18 protein-coding genes are annotated in these 22,403 nt (G+C 64.7%); 9 read left to right on the top strand and 9 right to left on the bottom strand.

Annotated elements, in window-relative coordinates; translation table 11 throughout:
• Positions 1-79 precede the first annotated feature (79 nt).
• Positions 80-229: a hypothetical protein gene (locus WT26_RS38185; protein WP_196774810.1), complete on the top strand. Its 150-nt coding sequence runs from the start codon at positions 80-82 to the stop codon at positions 227-229.
• An 8-nt stretch (positions 230-237) separates the two neighbouring features.
• On the opposite strand, the gene WT26_RS37825 is transcribed toward WT26_RS38185, so the two are convergent.
• Positions 238-435: a hypothetical protein gene (locus tag WT26_RS37825; protein ID WP_155123263.1), complete on the bottom strand. Its 198-nt coding sequence runs from the start codon at positions 433-435 to the stop codon at positions 238-240.
• Positions 436-558: 123 nt separating this feature from the next.
• On the opposite strand from WT26_RS37825, the gene WT26_RS30760 reads away from it, so the two are divergent.
• Positions 559-2,112, top strand: coding sequence for a methyl-accepting chemotaxis protein (locus WT26_RS30760; RefSeq protein WP_069274709.1), 1,554 nt, complete (start codon positions 559-561; stop codon positions 2,110-2,112).
• A gap of 66 nt (positions 2,113-2,178) precedes the next feature.
• Here the strand turns inward: WT26_RS30760 and WT26_RS30765 are convergent, their stop codons facing one another.
• Positions 2,179-2,859: a response regulator transcription factor gene (locus WT26_RS30765; RefSeq protein ID WP_069274710.1), complete on the bottom strand. Its 681-nt coding sequence runs from the start codon at positions 2,857-2,859 to the stop codon at positions 2,179-2,181.
• Positions 2,860-3,034: 175 nt separating this feature from the next.
• Positions 3,035-3,931 (bottom strand): patatin-like phospholipase family protein, encoded by an 897-nt coding sequence (locus WT26_RS30770; protein WP_069274711.1) that lies wholly within the window; start codon positions 3,929-3,931, stop codon positions 3,035-3,037.
• Positions 3,932-4,197: 266 nt separating this feature from the next.
• On the opposite strand from WT26_RS30770, the gene WT26_RS30775 reads away from it, so the two are divergent.
• On the top strand, positions 4,198-4,686 hold the full coding sequence (locus WT26_RS30775; protein ID WP_069274712.1) for a hypothetical protein: 489 nt from the start codon (positions 4,198-4,200) through the stop codon (positions 4,684-4,686).
• Between the two features lie 28 nt (positions 4,687-4,714).
• On the opposite strand, the gene WT26_RS30780 is transcribed toward WT26_RS30775, so the two are convergent.
• Positions 4,715-5,365, bottom strand: coding sequence for a TetR/AcrR family transcriptional regulator (locus WT26_RS30780; RefSeq protein ID WP_230461660.1), 651 nt, complete (start codon positions 5,363-5,365; stop codon positions 4,715-4,717).
• A gap of 103 nt (positions 5,366-5,468) precedes the next feature.
• On the opposite strand from WT26_RS30780, the gene WT26_RS30785 reads away from it, so the two are divergent.
• The 5 genes from WT26_RS30785 to acs all read left to right on the top strand — a co-directional run bounded on the left by WT26_RS30785 (position 5,469) and on the right by acs (position 14,451).
• Entirely contained in the window at positions 5,469-8,615 is a 3,147-nt protein-coding gene (locus WT26_RS30785; protein WP_069271514.1) for an efflux RND transporter permease subunit, read from the top strand.
• 18 nt (positions 8,616-8,633) lie between these two features.
• Positions 8,634-9,812, top strand: a complete 1,179-nt coding sequence (locus tag WT26_RS30790; protein ID WP_069271515.1) for an efflux RND transporter periplasmic adaptor subunit — start codon at positions 8,634-8,636, stop codon at positions 9,810-9,812.
• On the top strand, positions 9,809-11,386 hold the full coding sequence (locus tag WT26_RS30795; protein WP_069274713.1) for an efflux transporter outer membrane subunit: 1,578 nt from the start codon (positions 9,809-9,811) through the stop codon (positions 11,384-11,386). Before WT26_RS30790 ends, WT26_RS30795 begins: the two co-directional genes overlap by 4 nt.
• Positions 11,387-11,604: 218 nt before the next feature.
• The gene (locus WT26_RS30800) at positions 11,605-12,183 is read left to right on the top strand and encodes an acetate uptake transporter (protein ID WP_010089794.1); all 579 of its coding nucleotides are present in this window, start codon (positions 11,605-11,607) and stop codon (positions 12,181-12,183) included.
• 207 nt (positions 12,184-12,390) lie between these two features.
• Entirely contained in the window at positions 12,391-14,451 is a 2,061-nt protein-coding gene (gene acs, locus WT26_RS30805; protein ID WP_059806441.1) for an acetate--CoA ligase, read from the top strand.
• 60 nt (positions 14,452-14,511) lie between these two features.
• On the opposite strand, the gene WT26_RS30810 is transcribed toward acs, so the two are convergent.
• Positions 14,512-15,033: a hypothetical protein gene (locus WT26_RS30810; RefSeq protein WP_059656586.1), complete on the bottom strand. Its 522-nt coding sequence runs from the start codon at positions 15,031-15,033 to the stop codon at positions 14,512-14,514.
• Positions 15,034-15,246: 213 nt separating this feature from the next.
• Here WT26_RS30810 and WT26_RS30815 point away from each other — a divergent pair, with 213 nt between their 5' ends.
• Positions 15,247-17,133 (top strand): SAM-dependent methyltransferase, encoded by a 1,887-nt coding sequence (locus WT26_RS30815; protein ID WP_069271904.1) that lies wholly within the window; start codon positions 15,247-15,249, stop codon positions 17,131-17,133.
• Between the two features lie 574 nt (positions 17,134-17,707).
• Here the strand turns inward: WT26_RS30815 and WT26_RS30820 are convergent.
• From WT26_RS30820 to WT26_RS30835, 4 genes are read right to left on the bottom strand one after another with little or no spacing between them, the layout of a single operon-like run.
• Positions 17,708-18,631, bottom strand: coding sequence for an Imm72 family immunity protein (locus WT26_RS30820; RefSeq protein WP_069271517.1), 924 nt, complete (start codon positions 18,629-18,631; stop codon positions 17,708-17,710).
• 49 nt (positions 18,632-18,680) lie between these two features.
• Entirely contained in the window at positions 18,681-19,757 is a 1,077-nt protein-coding gene (locus WT26_RS30825) for an Imm72 family immunity protein (RefSeq protein WP_069271518.1), read from the bottom strand.
• A gap of 49 nt (positions 19,758-19,806) precedes the next feature.
• Positions 19,807-20,877 carry an Imm72 family immunity protein gene (locus WT26_RS30830; RefSeq protein WP_069271519.1) on the bottom strand — a complete coding sequence of 357 codons (1,071 nt, stop codon included), beginning with the start codon at positions 20,875-20,877 and terminating at the stop codon, positions 19,807-19,809.
• 37 nt (positions 20,878-20,914) lie between these two features.
• Complete coding sequence (locus WT26_RS30835; RefSeq protein WP_155123264.1) at positions 20,915-22,402, bottom strand: hypothetical protein; 1,488 nt, start codon at positions 22,400-22,402, stop codon at positions 20,915-20,917.
• Position 22,403: the final 1 nt, after the last annotated feature.

The following is a 22,403-nucleotide window of genomic DNA, read 5'->3' on the forward strand; positions in this document are numbered from 1 at the left end:
AAACGCGTGCCCGATTGCCTATAACGGAGACGAGGCGCCGGCGCACCGCGCGGCGGCCGTCACGATTCGCGAGCGCTCCATGACCGACGATCACACGACTCCGCTGCCCGAGCCCCCGGCAGACCCGACCCGCGATCCGGAAGGCGATCCGCTCGTGCCGCCGTCGCCCGGACATCATCCGGACAATCCGCAGCAACCGGACGGGCCGCCGAGCAAGGACCCGGTTTAGGCGTCGGTTCAGACGCCGCGTATTCCCGCACGCATCGCCGGACGCACCGGCTTGGTGCGCGGCAGCGCGCGGGTGGCCGCATCGCCGAGCCGGCCGGTCGCCGTGGCCGCAAGCATCGGCTCGTCAATTCGCTTGCCTTGTTTCACCGCTTCGATTCGTGACACCGCCCCGTCACGCCCCCCCACCGACACCACGTTCGACCGCAAACCTTGATCGACCTCGTCTCCTAGGGATTTCCCGCCTACGGTCGCCGGCCATCTGCGCCGACAAGAAGTTATCCCGTCACGCCGCGAGCGGCGCGTTTCTCCGATCGACCGACCGAACCGACCATGCGCAACCTTTCCCTGAATCAGAAACTCGCCTCGATGATCGTCATCCTCTGGCTCGGCCTGCTCGTGATCGCCGGGCTCGGCGCCTGGCAGACGCGCACGTCGATGATCGCGGACCGCCGCGACCAGCTCGCGTCGCTGGTCGCGCAGGCCGCGAGCGTGACCGACCATTACTACAAGCTGTCTCAGCAGAACGTGCTGCCGGAAGCCGACGCGAAGCAGAAGGCGCTCGAGGCGATCGCCGCGATGCGTTACGGCGCCGACGGCTACATCTCCATCAACGACTCGAAGCCCGTGATCGTGATGCATCCGATCAAGTCCGACCTCAACGGCAAGGACGTGTCGAATTTCACCGACCCGAACGGCAAGCACCTGTTCGTCGAGATCGTGAAGGCCGCGGACCAGAGCGGCGGCAAGGGCTTCGTCGAGTATCTGTGGCCGAAGCCGGGCGCCGACAAGCCGCAGGAGAAAACCAGCGCCGTGCAGCGCTTCGCGCCGTGGGACTGGTATCTCGTGACCGGCATGTACATGAACGACGTGCGCACCGCCGTGCTCGAAAGCGTCGGCCGCTGGCTCGCGATGACGACCGTGCTCGGCGGGATCGCGACCGCCGTGATGGTGCTGGTGCTGAAAAGCGTGCGCGCGAACCTCGGCGGCGAGCTGGAAGTGGCACTCGACGCCGCGCAGCGCATCGCGCAGGGCGACCTGACCGCGCACGTCGCCGTGAAGCACGACGATCGCGGCAGCCTGCTGCACGCGCTGCACACGATGCAGGGCGGGCTGATCGACATGGTGTCGCGCGTGCGGACGGGTACCGAGAACATCAACGTCGGCGCAAGCGAGATCGCGTCGGGCAACACGGATCTGTCGCAGCGCACCGAGGAACAGGCGGCCGCGCTCGTGCAGACCGCGTCGAGCATGGACCAGATGACCGCGAACGTGAAGCAGAACGCGGACAGCGCCGCCCAGGCCGCGTCGCTCGCCGGCCAGGCCGCGCAGGTCGCGACGCGCGGCAGCGCGGTGGTCGACGACGTCGTGCGCACGATGAACGAGATCACCGACCGCTCGCACAAGATCGGCGACATCATCGGCGTGATCGACGGGATCGCGTTCCAGACCAACATCCTCGCGCTGAACGCGGCCGTCGAAGCCGCGCGCGCGGGCGAACAGGGCCGCGGCTTCGCGGTGGTCGCGGCCGAAGTGCGCTCGCTCGCGCAACGCTCGGCAACGGCCGCGAAGGAAATCAAGTCGCTGATCGTGTCGTCGAACGAGACCGTCGAGCAAGGCGCGGCGCTCGTCACGCACGCGGGCGAGACGATGGCCGAGATCGTGCAGTCGGTGCGGCGCGTGAACGAGATCCTCGACGAGATCAGCCATGCGTCGCGCGAACAAAGCGCCGGCATCGAGCAGGTCAATCGCGCGGTGGGCGAGATGGACCAGGTCACGCAGCAGAACGCGGCGCTCGTCGAGGAAGCGGCGGCCGCCGCGCATTCGCTGCGCGATCAGGCCGAGGCGCTGCGGGACGCGGTGACGCGGTTTGCGTTGCCGGCCTGACGCGGTTCGCGCCGCCCCCTCCGGACGGGCGGGCGCACGCTGCGCCGCCCCGCTCCGCCCCGGAGCTCACGCCGATGCCGCAACGCTTGCGTTCGCGCTCGCATCGTGGCGCAGGCCGAGCGTCGCCGCCCGCCGGACCAGATCGACGTCGTTGTTCACGCCGAGCTTCTTCATCGCGCTGATCTTCTGCGCACTGACCGTCTGCTTGCCCTTGCTCAGACGCTGCGCGATCGTCTTGATCGGCACACCCGACAGGTAAAGACGGATCACTTCGATCTCGCGTTGCGACAGCTTCGGCGCACCGTGGCCATCGTCGTCGGCCGAAGCGAGCGTGCGCTTGACCGCCGGCGACAGGTAGCGCCCGCCGCTGTAGCTCGAATGAATGGCCGTGACGATATGGCCGACCTCGTCGAACTTGCTGACGACGCTCAGCGCGCCCCGCGCAAGGATCGAGCGGATGATCACCGGGCTCTCGTGCGTGACCAGCACGACGATGCCGACGCCCGGACGCGCGACCCGCAGGAAGTCGAGCAGCTTCAGCATCTCCATCTGCCCGTCACTGCGCATCGCATAATCGATGAGCACAATGTCGCAGACTACGTCGCCGATCGACGCGACCAAGTCGCCGGCGCGCTGGTAGACGCCGACCAGATCGATCGCGCAGGCGCTGCCTGCGACCTGCTCGATGCCGGCCAGCGTCAACGGCCAGTCGTACGCGAAGACGATGCGAACATTGAATTTCCCCATACGCGTTTCCCTCGGTTCCGGCGGATTCGACCAATTGCATCGGCGCCGCCCCCCGCCAGTCCGGTTCGGCTATCCCGATCAGGCTACTTATAGCCCGATCGCCATTCTATGAATCCGGCGGCTCGGGAGATATCGGACAGGAACTTAAATGCACCGCCGAGCGGTGGTACGAGTTTTATATTTGGCTGGCGCGTAACGCCGCGGATGTGTGGTGGTGTTCGCGCAGCGCACCCGGGATCGTGTGGTCCGACAGTCCGCCACCGTCGATCCATTGACGCGTCCGGTGCGCGGCCTTGTCGATCAGTTGCGCGCACTGCGAGTAATCGTATGACGACACCTCGAGCGGACACAGCGGCGGCACGACATGGATTTGCGCGCGTGCCCCGTACAGTTCCAGATCGCGCACCAGTTGCCGCGCGATCACGAGCGTCAGCGCGTGCGTCGCATGCGCGATCGCGCTGCGCGGCGGTACGCGCAACGCGCAGGCGAACCCGGCCGGCAGCACGACGATCCGCCTGACGCCGAGCGCGATCGCAACGGAGATCGGCGTATTGTTCGCAACGCCGCCGTCGACGAGCTCCACGCCGCCGATGCTGACCGACGGAAACACGCCCGGAATCGCCGCGCTGGCCTGCACGGCATCCACGACCGGGCCGGCGGACAGCACGACTTCCTGGCCGTTCAGCACGTCGGTCGCGACGATGTGGAGCGGCAACGCGGCCTGCTCGATCCGCCGGTACGGCAGGTTCCGTTCCAGCAGCAGGCGCAGCGCATCGGCCTCGACCAGATGCGGCCGGTTGCGCAGCAGCATCGCGACGAGGCTGCGCATCGAGAACGGCATGATGTCCTGGCGGCGGATCCGGCACCACAGCGCGGCGAGCATCGCGACGCCGTCCGCATCGGGCCGGCCGGCGAAATAGGCGGCATTGATCGCGCCCGCCGACGCGCCGACGACACAATCGGGCCGTTCGCCGCTCGCGACCAGTTCGCGGAGCATGCCGACCTCGATCGCGCCGAGACTGCCGCCGCCGGCGAACACGAAGGCGGTTGACGGGATGGGGTCGGGCGGCACGATCGGACTCCGTGCGGGTGGGCGCGGCGCGGGGCGTCGGCTCCGTCATGCATGATGATGGACCGGGCCGGCGCAATCGGGTGTTGCTGAAAACCCTGCCGGGCGGGGCGCGCGGCCGGCCGTTCGGCCAACGTTGAGGCCAACGTGACGGCCGGCGCGATGCGACTGGCGGCACTGCGGGTAAAATTGCGGCCTGCGAATGCCACCCCGGGCGACGCGCCGTTCACGTGCCGCATGCGCCCTCGCCCGTTTTCTCCGACCGATTCATGACCGAATCCGACCTGCAATCCGACGACACCTCCATCCACGAAGACGGCCTCTGGCGCGACAACGGCTGGACGGCCCGCATCATCAAGAACGAAGACGACGACGGCTGGGCCGTCGAGATGATCAAGGACGGCGAGTCCGAGCCCGCGCTCGTCGGGCCGTGGACCATGGGCCGCGACAAGAAGAACCCGAAGCCGATGGACGCGAACGCGTTCCGCACGCTCGTGAAGACCGCGACCGAGGTGCTGATGCGCCACGCGCAGCAGCGGCGCGCGATGCTGCACAAGGAAGTGACGGTCTGGGCCGGCGAGGACGAAGTGTCGGTGACGCTCGACATCGTGCCGGACGAATTCGAGCCCTATGCGGAACTCAAGGCGCTCGACCGCTTCGGCGAGCTGCTGGCCGAAGCCAAGGTGTCGGCCGGTTTCAAGCTCAACAAGGCCAGTGCCGAGCGCTGGGTCGAGTCGGGGTTCGGGCGGCCCGCCTGAGCGGTCGCGCGCCTCGCTGCCGGCCCGGCTACCTGGCGCACCCGGCCAGGAAAATCCGCACCGCTTGCCGCGCGAGACGGGCGCGCGCCGCCGCATTGGGGCGCCGCGCGGCCCCGAGCAGCATGCGGGTCCGGATACCGCCGAGCACCAGATGGACGAACTGCTCGGTCGCAACGGGCACGTCGTCGAGCGCCAGTTCGCCTGCGTCGACCGCCGTACGCAGGTAATCGGCAAGCGGCTCCATTCCGCTCAGGCCGCCCTGCTGGTCGTAGTACCCGCGGATCAGCCCGGGAACGCGATACGCGTCGAGCAGCAGCAGGCGGTACAGCTCGATCATGTCGGGCCGCGTGCCGACTTCGAGGAGGTGCAGCGCGACCGTCTCGAGCACCGTTTCGGGACGATCCGATTCGACCACGAGCCCGCGCAGCTCCTCGACCCATTTGCGCCGCAGCGCGTCGAGGATCGTCGCGAACAGGCCGGCCTTGCTGCCGAATCGGCTATAGAGGGTTTTCTTGGCGACGCCCGCCTCGCGCGCGAGGCTTTCCATGCTCGTCTCGCGATAGCCCGCGCTCAGGAATTGCCGCCGGGCGACGTCGAGCAGGCGTTGCACGCGGTCCGCCGCTTCCTGCTGCGTCGGGCGGCCGCCGGATCTCGCCCCGGGAACCCGGACTGTTCGCATTCCGATCGATCCTATTGACATTCGGGATGCGCGGCGGAAACTATACCGTTGCGTTTCCTGTTCCACGCACGGCAAACCTACCCGACCCACGGGGGCGCGGTCAATGGTCGACTTCTTCATTGAGCGTCCGGTCTTCGCGTCATCGATCGCCATCGTCATGGTGCTCGCGGGTCTGATTGCGTGGTTCAACCTCCCGGTCGAGCGCTTTCCGCAGATCACACCGCCCCAGGTGCTCGTCAAGTCGACCTACACGGGCGCCAGCGCGCAGGTCGTCGCAGACACCGTGACCACGCCGCTGGAAGCGCAGATCAACGGCGTCGAAGGCATGAGCTACCTCTCGTCGGTCAGCGCGAACGACGGCAGCTCGACGATCACGGTCACGTTCGACGTCGGCTACGACATCAACATCGGCGCGGTCGACGTGCAGAACCGCGTGTCGCAGGCGACCGCGCAATTGCCCGGCATCGTCACGCAGACCGGCATCACGATCCAGAAGCAGAACCCGAACTTCGTGCTGGCCGTGAACCTCTATTCGCCCGATCATTCGATCGACCCGGTCACGCTCAGCAACTTCGCGTATCTGCAGGTCGTCGATGCGCTCAAGCGCCTGCCCGGCGTCAGCGACGTCACGATCTTCGGCGAGCGTCGCTATTCGATGCGCATCTGGCTCGACCCGGACAAGCTCGCCGCGCTCGGCATGACCGCCACCGACGTGCAGAACGCGATCCTCGACCAGAACGTGCAGGTCGCGGCCGGCAAGTTCGGCGAAGCGCCGGCGCCGCCCGGCACGCCGTTCCAGTATCAGGTCAACACGCAGGGCCAGCTCGCCGACGCGCGGCAATTCGGCGGCATCGTGCTGCGCGCCGGCACCGCGAACGCCGCCGCCGTGCACCTGCGCGACGTCGCGCGCACCGACCTCGGCGCGCAGCAATACACGTCGAGCGCGTCCGTCAACGAAAACCCGGCGGTGCTGATCGCCGTGTTCCAGCTCCCGAGCGCGAATGCGCTGGATCTCGACCGGCGCGTGAAGGCGACGATGCAAGCGCTCGCGCGGCGCTTCCCGAAGGGCATGGCGTGGGGCATCACCTACGACACCACGATGTTCGTCTCCGCGTCGATGACCGAAGTGGCGAAGACGCTCGGCTTCGCGCTGCTGCTCGTGCTCGGCGTCGTGTACCTGTTCCTGCAGAGCTGGCGCACGACGGTGATTCCGATGATCGCGATTCCGGTGGCGCTCGTCGGCACCCTCGCGATCATGCTGGTGCTGCGCTTCTCGCTGAACACGGTCAGCCTGCTCGGCATGGTGCTCGCGATCGGCCTCGTCGTGGACGACGCGATCGTCGTGGTCGAGAACGTCGAGCGCCAGCTCCAGAGCGGGCTGGCGCCGATGGCGGCCGCCAAGCAGGCGATGCGCGAAGTGACGGGGCCGATCGTCGCGACCTCGGCGGTGCTCGGCGCGGTGTTCGTGCCGATCGCGTTCCTGCCGGGCATCACGGGCCGCCTCTACAATCAGTTCGCGCTGACGATCGCGATCTCCGTGATGCTGTCGGCCTTCAATTCGCTGACGCTCAGCCCGGCCCTGTGCGCGGTGCTGCTGCGCCACGGGCAAGCGCGGCGCTTCGTGCTGTTCCGCGCGTTCAACCGCGGCTTCGACTGGGCGCGGCAGCGCTACGCCGGTTCGGTGCGCCGGCTGATCGCCGCGCGCTGGCTCGCGCTGGCGCTGTTTGCGGGCGGCCTCGCCGTCACCTGGCTGCTGAATGCGACGATTCCGCACGCGTTCCTGCCGGTCGAGGACCCGGGCTATTTCTACGTGATCACGCAGTTGCCGAACGGCGCGTCGCTGCAACGCACCGAAGCCGTGATCGAGAAAACCCGCGCGCTGCTGCGCGCGACGCCGGGCGTCGCCAACGTGCTGTCGATCAGCGGCCTCAATTTCGTGACGCGCGCGACCGCGCCGAACAGCGCCGCCCAGTTCGTGATCCTGAAGCCGTGGGACGAGCGCGGCGAGCAACAGAGCGTCGCCCGCCTGATCGCGCAGGTGCAGCCCAAGCTCGCGCGGATTCCCGAAGCGCTGTCGCTCGCGCTGAACCCGCCGGCGATTTCCGGGCTCGGCACCTTCGGCGGTTTCGATTTCGAGATCGAGGACCTGACGGGCCGCGGCAGCGTCGCGCTCGACGAGGCGACGCACGCGTTTCTCGCGGAGGCGCGCCGGCAGCCCGAGCTCGACGCGCGCACGCTGCTGACCAGCTTCAACACGTCGACGCCGCAGTTCGATTTCCGGCTCGACCGCGACAAGGCGAAGCTGCTGGGCCTGAACGTCGACGACGTGTTCCGCACGATGCAGATCTATCTCGGCTCGCTGTTCGTCAATAACGTCACGCTGTTCGGCCGCAATTTCCAGGTCGTCGTGCAGGCGGACAGCCGCGCGCGCGGCAGCAAGGACGACCTGTCGCGCCTGTATGTGCGCAATGCCGCGGGCGGCATGGTGCCGCTCGCGACCCTCGGGCAGCTCCGGCCGATGGTCGGCCCCGAGACGGTGCCGCGCTACGACGTGTACGGCGCGGCCGAGATCACCGGCAGCGCGGCGCCCGGCTACAGCTCGGCCCAGGCGATCGCCGCGATGCAGCGCGCCGCCCGCGTGCTGCCCGCGGATTTCGGCTACGACTGGACCGGCATCACCTATCAGGAATTGCAGGCCGGCTCGGTCGCCGGCATCGTGTTCGCGCTCGCGATCGTGTTCGTGTTCCTGTTCCTCGCGGCGCAGTACGAAAGCTGGTCGCTGCCGTTCACGATCATCCTCACGGTGCCGCTCGCGTTGTTCGGCGCGCTGGGGCTGCTGTGGCTGCGCCGCATGCAGGTCGACATCTACGCGCAGATCGGCTTCGTGCTGCTGATCGGGCTCGCGGCGAAGAACGCGATCCTGATCGTCGAGTTCGCGAAGCGGCGCCGCGAGGCCGGCCTCGACATCGTCGACGCGGTGACCGAGGCGGCGCGCCTGCGGCTGCGTCCGATCCTGATGACGGCGTTCGCGTTCATCTTCGGCGCGCTCCCGCTGATGGTCGCCACGGGCGCCGGCGCCGCGAGCCGGCAATCGATCGGCACCACGGTGGTCGGCGGCATGCTCGCGGCGACGCTGCTGTCGCTCGGCTTCGTGCCGATCTTCTACGCGGTGATCGAGCGGCTGCGCGAAACGATGCGCGAGAAGCTCGCGCGCGCACACGGGCCGCATGGCCCGCCGCCCGCGGCATGACCGACGCGCGAGGCGACGATGAAAGCCCACCGATTCGCGCTGGTTGCCGCCGCCGCGATTGCCGTCGCGCTGGGCGTGGCGCTGCTCGTCCCGCGCGGCGCGCAGCGCGCCGCCGTCGACCCGCCGCCGGCCCCGCCCGCCGTCGCGATCGAGGTGCCCGTGACGCGGATCGTCACGCGGACGGTGCCCGTCTATCTCGACTATGTCGGCACGACCGATGCGATTCGCGCCGTCACGCTCCAGGCGCAAGTCACCGGCTACCTGCTGAAGCAGGCCGCGCCGGACGGCGCCGACGTGGCCGCCAACACGCTGCTGTACCGGATCAACCCGCGCACCTATCAGGCGACGCTCGACGCGGCCACCGCGCAGGCGGCCAAGGACGCGGCCGCGCTCGACTACGCGATGGCGAGCCATCACCGCAATGCGGTCCTGAACCGGACCGGCGACGTCTCGACCGACACGCTGCAGCAATCGGCGAGCACCGAGCGCCAAGACCGCGCGGCCGTCGCGGCGGACCGCGCGCAGATCGAGGCGGCGCGGCTCAATCTGCTGTTCACCGAAATCCGCGCGCCCTTCGCCGGCCGTCTCGGCCTGAGCCTCGTCCACGAGGGCGCGCTGATCAGCACGGCGGGCACGCAGTTGAACTCCCTCGTGCAGCTCGACCCGATCTACGCGACCTTCAATCCGCCGGACACCGACCTGCCCACGATCCAGGCGCGCCAGTCGCAGGGCGCGATACCGGCGGAGGTCGCCGTCGGCCAGGCGAGCGCGCCGCAATACCACGGCACGCTGACCCTGCTCGACAACGGCATCGTGCGCGGCACCGGCACGATCACCGCGCGCGCGACGATCGACAACCCCGGCCATACGCTGCTGCCGGGGCAGTTCATCCACGTGCGCCTGCACGTCGCCGACCAGCCCGCCACCCTGCTGGCGCCGCAGGTCGCCGTGAGCTCGAACCAGCTCGGCCAGTACGTGTACGTCGTCGGCCCAGGCAACCGGCTCGAGCAGCGCTACGTCACGCTCGGCGCAGACTATCCGCCGCTCGTCGCGGTACGCCAGGGCGTGACCGACGGCGAAACGGTCGTCGTCGGCAATCTGCTGAAGCTCGGCCCGGGCACGCTGGTGCGGCCGATGCCGGCCGGCACACCGCCAACCAAAGCGCCCGCCGCGCCCACCGGGAGCCGCGCGCCATGACCGCCCGTCGCGCCCGCCCGCGTGTAGCCGGCTTCGAACCCGGCTTCGAACCTGGCGTTGCCGTCCCCGGTCGCGGCCTCGCCTGCGTCGTGCTCGCGGCGGCATGGCTCGCCGGCTGCGCGGTCGGGCCCGACTTCGTGCGGCCGGCGCCGCCTCAGGCCGGCGGCTATGCGCGCGAGCCGCTGCCGGCGCAGACCGTCGCGTCCGATATCCACGGCGGCGAAGCGCAACACTTCGTGCAGGGGCTCGATCTTCCCGGCGACTGGTGGACGCTGTTCCGCTCACCCGCGCTCAACGCGATCATCGAGCGCGCGCTGGCGGCCAACCCGAGCCTGCAAGCCGCGCAGGCGGCGCTGCGCGAGGCGAACGAAACGCGCGTCGCGGGCGAAGGCGCCCTCTTTCCGACGATCAGCGCCGGCGCGTCGGTCACGCGCGAAAAAAAGGCGCCCGCGTCGCTCGGCAGCGGCAGCGGCAGCGGCAGCGGCAGCGGCAGCGGCAGCACGATCCCGCCCTTCACGCTCAAGAGCGCGTCGGTGAACGTCACCTATCTGCTCGACGTGTGGGGCGGCACGCGCAGGCAGGTCGAAGCGCTGACCGCGCAGGCCGAATTCCAGCGGTTCGAACTCGAGGCCAGCTACCTGACGCTGATCTCGAACGTCGTGCTAGCCGCGTTGCAGGACGCGTCGCTGCGCGCGCAGGTCGCCGCGACGCAGGAGATCGTCGACATCGAGACGCAGCAGCTCGCCGGGCTGAAGCGCGAATTCGCGATCGGCGCCGCGGCCAATACCGCGGTGCTCGCGCAGGCCGCCGCGCTGGCCCAGGCGCGCGCCGCGCTGCCGCCGCTGCAGAAACAGCTCGCGCAGACGCGCAACCAGCTCGCCGCCTATCTCGGCCGCTTCCCGAACGACGCGCCGACGGAAACGTTCGAGCTCGAATCGCTGCAGTTGCCCGTTACGCTGCCCGTCAGTCTGCCGTCGCAGCTCGTCGCGCAGCGTCCCGACATTCGCGCGTCGGAAGCGCTGCTGCATGCCGCGAGCGCCGAAATCGGCGTCGCCACCGCCAACCTGCTGCCGCAGCTGACGCTCAGCGCCGCCTACGGCAACGAGACCGCGCAAACGCTGTTCGGACCGGGAACGGCCGTCTGGAACATCGGCGCCGGATTGCTGCAGCCGCTCTTCGAAGGCGGCACGCTGCTGCATCGCCGGCGCGCGGCGATCGCCGCTTACGATGCGGCGGCGGCGCAGTATCGCGTCACGGTCGTCACCGCGTTCCAGAACGTCGCGGATGCGCTGCGGGCGCTGCAATCGGACGCGAACGCCGTCAACGCGCAGGCGGCCGCCGAACGCGCCGCCGCGGACAGCCTCGCCGCGTCGCAACGCCAGTTCCGCATCGGCGAGATCAGCCATCTTGCGCTGCTCGATGCGCAACGGACCTACCAGCAGGCCCGCATCGGCGAAATCCAGGCGCGGGTCGCGCGCTACTCGGACGTCGTCGCGCTGTTTCAGGCGCTCGGCGGCGGATGGTGGAACCGCACCGACGTGCGGGAAGACGGCGGCAACGCCGTCGCCCGATAGCGAATCCGATGCCGACCGGCTCCGCTTTGCGCCACGCGGCCTACACTTAAGTTGAACCGCGCAGGCTGGCACGAGGCTGCGCCACGAAAGGGGTCGAACTTATTTTCCGAGCCAGCAGCCATCGATAGCGAGCACCGCACGGTCGCGTTCGGCGGCGACCGAAGAATTCGTATCGTCTCCGGAACCGTTTCGAGGGCAAACCACCACGGAGGCGGTTTATGAACAGTAAGCTTTCCAACCCGGCACCGCTCGGACTGGCCGGGTTCGCACTCACGACCTGGATGCTCAGCATGGTGAACGCCGGCTGGTATAGCGCGGACGCGCTGGGCCTCGTGCTGGCGGTCGCGTTCGCGTTCGGCGGCACCGCGCAAATGATCGCGGGCGTGATGGAGTTTCCGCGCGGCAACACGCTGGGCACGGTGGCGTTCCTCAGCTATGGCGCCTTCTGGTGGTCCTTCGCGCTGTTCGTCGCATTCCTGGGCACGAAGGTGCCGGAATCGTTCGTCGGCTGGTACCTGATGGCGTGGGGCGTCTTCACGTTCTACATGTGGATCGGCTCGCTGCACACGAGCACGTCCGTGCAACTGGTGTTCCTGTCTTTGTGGATCACGTTCCTGATGCTGGCGATCGGCGCGTGGACCGGGTCGAGCCTGGCCACGCAGATCGGCGGCTACACGGGCCTCGTGACCGCGCTGCTGGCGTTCTACGCGTCGGCGGCCATGATCATCAACGAAGCTTACGGCCACACCGTGCTTCCGACGCACGACTGGTCGCAAAGCCATCCGCGAGCGGCGTGACCCACCGGCGGGCCGGCGGGCGCGCATCGGACGCGCCGGCCGGCGCCGCCGGCCATCGCATCGGTCCCCGAACCGGAATTCGTCCTATCGCATACGCACACCATCGCACCTGGTGCCTCGACCCGTGAAAGACGGACCCATGACGCGCCGCCGTCGGCAGCACGTTCGCTTCGTGCTCCGGGCACCTGGGAGCAAGGAGGATCTGTCATGTCACGAGACAAGCCGTCGCACCGCGCTGCCGCCGAATCGCACGCGGCCGACGTTTCCGAGGCGCAAATCGCCGTCCACTGGCCCGAGGAGGATTACTTCCTGCCGCCCGCCTCGTTCATCGGCCAAGCCAACCTGACCGACCCGGGCGTGTTCGAGCGCTTCTCCCTCGACAGGTTTCCCGAGTGCTTCAAGGAGTTCGCGGACCTGCTCGACTGGTACAAGTATTGGGAGACGACCTTCGACGCAAGCCATCCGCCGTTCTGGCGCTGGTTCGTCGGCGGCAGGCTCAACGCGTGCCACAACTGCGTGGATCGCCACCTGCCGAAGTACCGCAACAAGACCGCGATCCATTTCGTGCCCGAACTCGAATCCGAGGCGGTCCAGCACGTCACGTACCAGGAGCTGTATGTCCGCGTCAACGAATTCGCCGCCCTGTTGCGCGACGTCTTCGGCCTGAAGGCCGGCGATCGCGTGACCCTGCACATGCCGATGGTGGCCGAACTGCCGATCACGATGCTCGCCTGCGCGCGGCTCGGGGTGATTCACTCGCAGGTGTTCAGCGGCTTCAGCGGCGCGGCGTGCGCCGACCGCATCCTCGATTCGGAAAGCCGCCTGCTGATCACGATGGATGCCTATTACCGCGCCGGCAAGCTGCTCGACCACAAGGAAAAGGCGGACATCGCGTTCGCCGAAGCGGCCGGCAAAGGCCACCAGGCCGAGAAGGTGCTGGTCTGGCAGCGCTATCCGGGCAAGTACTCGAGCCCGACGCCGCTCGTCGAAGGCCGCGACGTGATCGTCAACGACGCGCTCAAGCCGTTCCGCGGCAGGTTGATCGACCCAGTCGAGATGCCGGCGGAAGCGCCGCTGTTCCTCATGTACTCGAGCGGCACCACCGGACGCCCGAAGGGCTGCCAGCACTCCACCGGCGGCTTCCTGTCGTATGTGGCGTGGACCTCCAAATACATCCAGGACATCCATCCCGAGGACGTGTACTGGTGCATGGCCGACATCGGCTGGATCACCGGCCATTCGTACATCGTCTATGGCCCGCTCGCGCTCGCGACCTCGACGGTCATCTACGAAGGCGTGCCGGTCTACCCCGATCCCGGCCGGCCGTGGCGCATTGCCGAGCAGCTCGGCGTCAACATCTTCCATACGTCGCCGACGGCGATCCGCGCGCTGCGGCGCGCCGGGCCGGACGAGCCCGCGAAGTACCACTATCGCTTCAAGCACATGACGACCGTCGGCGAGCCGATCGAGCCCGAAGTGTGGAAGTGGTATCACCGGACGGTCGGCAAGGGCGAGGCCGTGATCGTCGATACGTGGTGGCAGACGGAAACGGGCGGCTTCCTGTGCAGCACCGTGCCCGCGCTGCACAAGATGAAGCCGGGCAGCGCCGGCCCGGGGATTCCGGGCATTCATCCGGTGATCTATGACGACGACGGCAACGAGCTGCCGCAGGGGTCCGGCAAGGCCGGCAACATCTGCATCCGCAACCCGTGGCCGGGCGCGTTCCAGACCATCTGGAAAGCCCCGGAGCGCTTCGTACAGACGTACTACAGCCGCTACTGCCGGGACCCGAAGAGCAAGGACTGGCGCGACTGGCCGTACATGGCGGGCGACGGCGCCGTCGATGCCGCGGACGGCTATTTCCGGATCCTCGGCCGCATCGACGACGTGATCAACGTCGCGGGCCACCGGCTCGGCACCAAGGAGATCGAGTCGGCGGCGCTGCTGGTGCCCGACGTCGTCGAGGCGGCGGTCGTGCCGGTCGCCGACGAGATCAAGGGCAAGGTGCCCGAACTCTATGTGTCGCTGAAGCCCGGCGTGGAAGCGTCGGAGCAGCTCGCCAGGCAGGTGTCGGAATCGGTGGTCGGGCGGATCGGCTCGATCGCGAAGCCGCACCGGGTGCTGATCGTTCCGGACATGCCGAAAACCCGATCGGGCAAGATCATGCGACGCGTGCTCGCGGCGCTATCGAACCATCAGGACCCCGGCGACGTATCGACGCTCGCCAACCCGGAAATCGTCGACAGCCTGAGGACACTCGTGAAGTAGAAGTCATCGAGAAGGTTTTGATCGATCGGCATCTCGTCGTGCGGGCACGGCGGGATGCCGTCATGCCATCTCCGGCCTCGGCTCGACGGCGTGCTGCGCGCGCCGCAGGTGATGCGCGGCCAGCTTGCGCCGCACCGCCTGCTCGAATTGCTGCGTCGCTGTAGCGGGCTCGCGTCGCGCGAAGCCGAGGACGTTGCGCACGATCTGGATCGGCGTCAACACGACGCCCCACGGCAGCCCCCACCATCCGCAGACGGCGGACGTGAGAATCGCCATCGCCTGCTTCTTGCGGCCGCAGCGCCGGCAGCAGACATGACGGCGCGTCGCCCATTGCGTGACGAACACCAGCGACACCACGCGATGGTCGGCATGGACGTCGACGGGGCCGTCCTCGCGCTTGCAGATCGGGCATGGGCCGTGCCGGCAGTCGTCGACGTATTGATGCACCGTGACCGCGGGCAGGCGCTCGGCGACGACGAGCACCGAGTGCGCCTGCGCGCATTGCGCGCCGCAATAGCGGTGACGGTCGATCGTCTGGCCGCCGATGAAGAATGTCTTGCCGCAGTTGCTGCACTCTGCCACGTTACCCCCGGATGCGTTTTTTATGTCGTGCGCGATTAACCTCGATCGACACGTGATTTATCGGCATGCGGCGGGGAGTCTTGAACGACATTTTGATGACAGGCTTCTTTGGATCGTGCAGATACTTGCCCGCTTCCCGAAGAAATCCATCCTTTTGCGCTTGAACCTGACGTTACGTCACGATTTATTGTGCGTTCAAGCGGAGGAATGGCGATGGCGTTGAAAATTGGAGAACTCGCAAAACGGGCGGGCCTGACGGTCCGGGCGCTGCACCACTATGACGCAATCGGGTTGCTGTCCCCTTCCGCCCGCTCGGATGGCGGTTCTCGGCAATATAGCCATGACGATGTGATTCGCCTTCACCGGATTCAGGCGCTCAAGCATTTAGGCTGCTCGCTGTCGGACATCAAGACGTATCTGGACGATTCCGGAATTGAACCGGTTGAAATCATTCATCGACAAATCAGCGTGCTTGACGAACAGGCTCGGCGCGCACTGGCGCTGCGGGATGGTCTTCAGCATTTGGCGGGCAAGATCGCCAGCGGCGGTGAAACCGCAACGGCAGACTGGCTGAACCTATTGGAAATGATGACCATGTACGAAAGACACCTCACCCGCGAAGACCTCGATCATTTGCGGGCGCAGCAACAGCAATCAGGTGCGCACCTGGACGCACGCAGAATCGAATTGATTGCCGAGACGAGAAGCGCAATTGACATGGGGCTGCTTCCGGAAAACCAGGAAGCGCAGGCACTGGCTTGGCGCTGGATTCAGCACATGAAGGATGTGACAGGGAATAACGCTCGGCTGGCATCCGGATTGAAGAGCATGCAGGAACGGGAGCCGAGAGCCCAGGAAATTATCGGCTTCACGCCGGACATGCATCAATGGATCTCACTATCGATCGTCAATGCCAGGGCAAGACTGTTTGCCAAGTACCTGACACCCGTTGAATTTGAAGAAGTCCGGCGACGCATGATCGCTCGTGCAGACGATTGGCCACTTTTGTTCGCGGAGGTACGCGCACAGATGGAGGCAGGTGCAGATGTAACCGATCCAGACGTTCAGGCATTGGCCCGTCGATGGCAAGCGCTTTTTCGCGACTCGTACTGCGGCGACGATGTCGCACTCGAAAGTAAAATTCATCTCGCGCTCCGAACCGAACCTGATCTGTCGGTCGGTGTGGGCCTGGATATGCCGTTGATCTTGTTTATTCAAAAGGCGATCCTGGCTTTGAACGGGTCCGGACATCGATCAATCAACGCCGGCCCCAAGCCGAGCGCGCAACGCGTCGCGACCTTGAGGGCCGCACATCAGTTCCTTGATGACCCGTTGATTCTGGAAGACCGGCTTGCGCTGAAAATACTGGGCGGCGCGAATGAAGCCGCCGTCCGCAGCAACCCGGGCCACTACGATGATCCGTTGTCCAAGGGACTCAGGATGTCCGTCGTGGTGCGCAGCCGATATGCCGAAGACGAGTGGCGCAAGGCTGCGCGGAATGACGTCCGCCAATATGTCATTCTGGGCGCGGGGCTGGACACTTATGCCTATCGCGAGAACCATCAAGCCCGACGCATCTTCGAGGTCGATCTTCCTGCAACCCAGCAATGGAAGCGGGAATGCCTGAGTGCCGCCGACATCGAGATTCCGGCATCCCTGACGTACGTGCCAATGGATTTTGAACACGATACCTTGGCACGAGCGCTAGCCGAAGCCGGATTCAGGAAAGACGAGCCCGCATTTTTCTCATGGCTCGGCGTCTCGGTGTATCTCGAGGAAGAAGCAATCCTGGAGACCTTGCGGTTCATCGCATCGTGCGCGCCGGGAAGCGCCGTGGTCTTCGATTACGTTGTAACGCCGTCATTGCTCGCGCCGATGGAGCGGCTGGGCATGGAACTGGTACGCGCGAGAGTTGCAGAAAATGGAGAGCCGTGGAAAACCGATTTTGATCCGGCATCGCTGGTCGACAAGATTCGCTCGCTTGGATTCAGCGAAGCGAACAACGTCAGCCCGGAAAGCCTGAATGATATTTACATGACGGGGCGCAAGGATGGTTTTCGGATGGGGGGCTCGTCGAGACTGATGCACGCCATTGTCTGAACAACCGCCGAAGTTGGAACAGCCGAAGTTGGCACAGTGAGTGGTACCGGTTTTCAGTTGGCGCTTTCCTTGATCGGCGATGCTATCTATCGGACTACCCGATGACAAGTGCGCTTCCTAGCCCCCTCCTCACTGGCACGCCAGATGGATCGAAACCTTCTAGGCAACGAGTGTTCACGGCCCAGCCATCGAAGGGGGCCATGCCGATTGGTGCTTCCTCGACAGTAGGAGCACTCGGCTTGCGAAACGGCAAAATCCCGCAGATGGGGCAAAAATAGTCCACAGCGGTTTGTGAACCCCACCGATAGACGGATAGATTGTCTAACGACGTTTGAAGGCGGAACGCATCAGCAGGAACGCGATAAATTAACGCGCCCCGCATTGAGCAGACGGAGCAGTCGCAGACCCGCACATGATCTATGTCAGCGTCGATCTCGAAGCGCACTGCTTTGCAGTGGCATGAGCCTTGATAGGTTCGCATCATCAACCACTCCCAGCGACGATCCTGCATCGGTGCAACACCTGCAACCTGACTGACGCGATCGCTCTTGCAGAATCTACACGCACCATCATCTCACGTCAGGTGCGAACGGCACGCGACAGCTTCAGGCGCAAGCGGTTCCGATTTTCCGGGTGGTTCGAGGAAGTAATGCGATTCGTCAGGGATGACGCCGTTCAGGTAGCGTCTGTCTTCCCACAGCAGGCGCCAGTGGGAAGGTCGAAGCGTCACGTCGAACGTTGTGACGTCAACGCTTGCGAAAACGGGGGCATCGACGTCCGCCACGAAATAATTGAAACATCCATTGTTCTTGAAAAGCTTGGCACCGATCGGCACGACACCGAGCACGCGACTTTGTTCAATGATGACCGGCTCCCAGATGCCGTCGCATGGAACAGACTGTCCCGACTGAATTACCGGTCCGAGGGGATCCGGCACTTCGGGCAGGTCATCGGGCAATATCGGGTATGCAAGCTTATAGAAACCGTGATCGTAGTACACGGGATCCAGCAACGAGCCAGGCGACTCCAAGCGTGCAACATTGTCGCTCGCCATGATTTCCAGCGGTGCACTCTCCATTTGAAATTCAGATCGATGCATCAACTGATACAGCATATCGACCTTGGGTGGATAAGGCTCGAACTGACCACCGCGTTCCCAGTACTTCGGATTGCGGTAAAAGTAACTGTCCAGATTACCGAATTTACTTACCACATGTTTTAACACCTTACCGGCACGCCAAACACAGCGATGGCCGCGCGCTAGCTCGGCAAGCCCCTTGTCGTAGCAGTTCAGGATTTCATAAATGGTCTTGAGGTGGTCCGCCTCCATGACGTCCGGATCGTTCGCCGGCCATGTCTTGATCGCAGTCTCGTACGCATCCGCGAATACCTTGAAGGCGTTGTATTTGGCTTTCCAGAGCGACCAACTGGTCAAGCGCTGGAGCAACCAGAAAACCTTTCGACGTGTCACGTCATCCTGCATGTCATATTCGTTCATCGGCGTCACTTCGCCTCCCGATGAAATCGCTAGCGCATCGACAAAACCGCTACACCCTTTTCACCAGACGCCACGTCACCCAGTGCGCCTTCAACTCGCCCAGGTTATCCCGAACCAGCATATCGGGCATCGTCGCGCCGCGTTCGACTTGAACGGTCTTGCCACCGCATTCGTCCGTGCGCCACTCACCGGACACCGGGCAGACCTCGCTGGTACGAACGGGCGCGACGGCTTCAGGCGCCAGTGGCTCTGATTTCCTGGGCGGTTCGAGGAAGTATTGCGATTCATCAGGAATGACGCCATCCAGGTAGCGTGTGTCTTCCCACAGCAGGCGCCAGTGCGTAGGTCTCGGTACAACGGTGAGGTTCGCCGTATCGAGAAGCGAGAGATTGGGTGCTTCGGTGTCAGCGACCAAGTAATTGAAACAGCCGTCGCTTCCGAACAGTTTCGCGCCAATCGGGATGACACCGAGCACGCGGCTTTGCTCGATCGTGACGGGCTCCCAGATGCCGTCGCACGGAACCGTCTGACCGGACTGAATTACCGGTCCAAACGAATCGGGTACAGCTGGCAAGATCTCGGGAAATGTCGGGTAAGCAAGCTCATAGAACCCGTGCTTGTAGTCAGCAGGATCCAACAGTGCGTCAGGCGATCTCAAACGCGCGAAACGATAGCTCGACCCTACTACTTCCAGTGGCGCGTGATCCATCTGAAATTGGGACGCACGCATCAGCTTGTAAAGTGCATCGACCTTGGGCGGATAGGGCTCGATCTGACCGCGCTCCCAGTAATTCGGATTGCGGTAAAAGTAGCCGCCTAGCTCGTCGAATCGATCGATCGCCTGTTCGAGTGCTTGCCCTGCGCGCCAGACGAAGCGGCGGCCGTGCGCTAGCTCGGCAAGCCCCTTGTCGTAGCAGTTCAGGATTTCATAAATGGTCTTGAGGTGGTCCGCCTCCATGACGTCCGGATCGTTCGCTGGCCACGTCTTGATCGCGGTCTCGTACGCATCCGCGAATACCTTGAAGGCGTTGTATTTGGCTTTCCAGAGCGACCAACTGGTCAAGCGCTGGAGCAACCAGAAAACCTTTCGACGTGTCACGTCATCCTGCATGTCATATTCGTTCATCGGCGTCACTTCGCCTCCCGATGAAATCGCTAGCGCATCGACAAAACCGCTACACCCTTTTCACCAGACGCCACGTCACCCAGTGCGCCTTCAACTCGCCCAGGTTATCCCGAACCAGCATATCGGGCATCGTCGCGCCGCGTTCGACTTGAACGGTCTTGCCACCGCATTCGTCCGTGCGCCACTCACCGGACACCGGGCAGACCTCGCTGGTACGAACGGGCGCGACGGCTTCAGGCGCCAGTGGCTCTGATTTCCTGGGCGGTTCGAGGAAGTATTGCGATTCATCAGGAATGACGCCATCCAGGTAGCGCCGGTCCTCCCAAAGCAAACGCCAATGAGTCGGCCGCGACGCGATATCGAATGACTCGTCGTCGCTGGAGAGGAAGGGCGCTTCAGTATCTGCTACCAGATAATTGAAGCAGCCGTCGTTCCCGAATGGTTTTGCGCCAATCGGAATAGCCCCAAGCACGCGGCTTTGCTCGATGGTGACGGGTTCCCAGATACCGTCGCACGGAACCGCCTGCCCGGATTGAATCACCGGCCCGGGCGAATCGGGCACGTCGGACAAAGCCGCGGGAAACGTCGGGTACGCGAGTTCATAGAAGCCATGGTCATATTGCGAAGGATCCAGCAATGCGCTGGGCCATTCCAGATTCGCAATGTTGTCGGTCGTCCATACCTCCAATGGCGCATAGTCCATGTGGAATTGGGAGGCGCGCATCAGTTTGTAGAGCGCATCGACCTTGGGCGGATACGGCGCGATCTGGCCACGTTCCCAGTACTTCGGATTACGGTAAAAACTGCTTCCCAGAGCGTTGAAATTGCGAACCATTTCCTTGAACGCCTGGCCGGCGCGCCAAACGAAGCGGCGGCCGTGCGCAAGCTCGGCAAGCCCCTTGTCGTAGCAGTTCAGGATTTCATAAATGGTCTTGAGGTGGTCCGCCTCCATGACGTCCGGGTCGTTCGCCGGCCACGTCTTGATCGCGGTCTCGTACGCATCCGCGAATACCTTGAAGGCGTCGTATTTGGCTTTCCAGAGCGACCAACTGGTCAAGCGCTGGAGCAACCAGAAAACCTTGCGACGTGTCACGTCGTCCTGCATGTCGTATTCGTTCATCACGCTGCCCCCTTCTTCTGTAAACCCCTACAAGCCATCATTTGCCACGGACCTCATCCTTGGCCAATTTGCGAGTAGAAGCCGCACTGGCATCTTCCGCATTTTTCCCGTAGCCGAACACCTTTTCTACGTTCTCCCAGTTTGTCTTATAGAACTTGAAGAGGACGCCGTTGATTTTTTCCTCGCAATATTTACCGAGATCTCCTTTCTTTATTTTATCGCCGATGGCATTAATTTTTTCGTTTATTCCTGAGCCGAAGCTGGCGAACAACTGATCGCCCCCTCCTTCGAGATACTGAAGGCGCCCCGCATCCGTGTCATATTGTTCGGCCACCTTGCCCATCCACGCCTTGGCTTCGGGCCAAAGCTCGGCAAGATTGTCAGGCAGGTGTGCGACCGTGATGTATCCGTTCGCGTTGAATTTGTCGAGCACTGCGCACAGCTCACGCCATTCCTCAGGCGTTTCTGGAACCTTGCCCAAACCCCAGTACATGCCGCCAGCATAGGACTCGCCACCGATGTCGAGTGCATTGCCGAATACTCGAAATACCTTCTTTCCGGCTAGCTTGGCAGCATCCCACGCGGCGAGCTCGCCGTGAAACGATGCGATGTTTGCATAGATTTCCTTGTCGTCGAACACCGGCATGACGTCTTTCTTGCGGAACAGATCCGGCCAGCCCTTCGCGATCCATTCGCTGTATTTCGCCCGCAGTTTCGCAATCTGCTTTTCGTTTGCGACAATTGCGCGGTTTGCACTATACCGCCCCTGCGGCAACTTCCGCACCCGAACCTTCTCCTCGAGCACCGCCTCCGATTCCCGCTCGACCCTGGGCTTCCCGCCCGTCGCGACCGACCGCTTCTCCCCTTCATACGCGGTGTTCTGCAGCACCCGAATCTTGTTCTCGAGTTCATCGAGCGCCTTCGGCACCATCTTGTCGGCCAGTTTCGGCAACTCGTCGAATCCGCCCGCGACCGTCTGAAGCTGCAGCTGCCACGGATTCGGCAGCATCTTGCCGACTCGCGCGTCGAGCACCTGCTTGATCGTGCGATGCATGCTCTCGCAGAAGCTTTTCAGCTTGTCGAGCAGCGGCTTCTGGTATTTCCGCACGTCGAGCGAGCGCAACCACCTGAGCGCATCACCGTGTCCCATGCGGTTCAGGAAATGCACCACCTCGATGAGCAACTTCCGATCCTTCGCCGCGTCGCCCGTGACACGCAGCGCCAACCGCCCCACGCCCTTGATCACGCCGCCGTATACCGGAATCAGCGCGAACAGCAGCACGACGAGCAGAATCCACTCCGAGACTTCGTGCCGCTTCCGGGGATCGGTGCTCATCCCGATGCTGACGGCAAGCAGATCGCGCACGGCCGTCACGTCGCCGACGCCCGGGATCATGCCGATTGCCGCATCGGTCAGGATCTGGCTGATGGTCTGTTTTTCGTTGAACGCCCCCTGCATCGTTCCCCAGCACCATTGCCCCACTTCCATCGAAGTTTGTTTGAAATCCTCAAGGCTCCAACTCACG

This window comes from Burkholderia cepacia (assembly GCF_001718835.1).
In the GTDB taxonomy this organism is placed as follows: Bacteria; Pseudomonadota; Gammaproteobacteria; order Burkholderiales; family Burkholderiaceae; genus Burkholderia; species Burkholderia cepacia_F.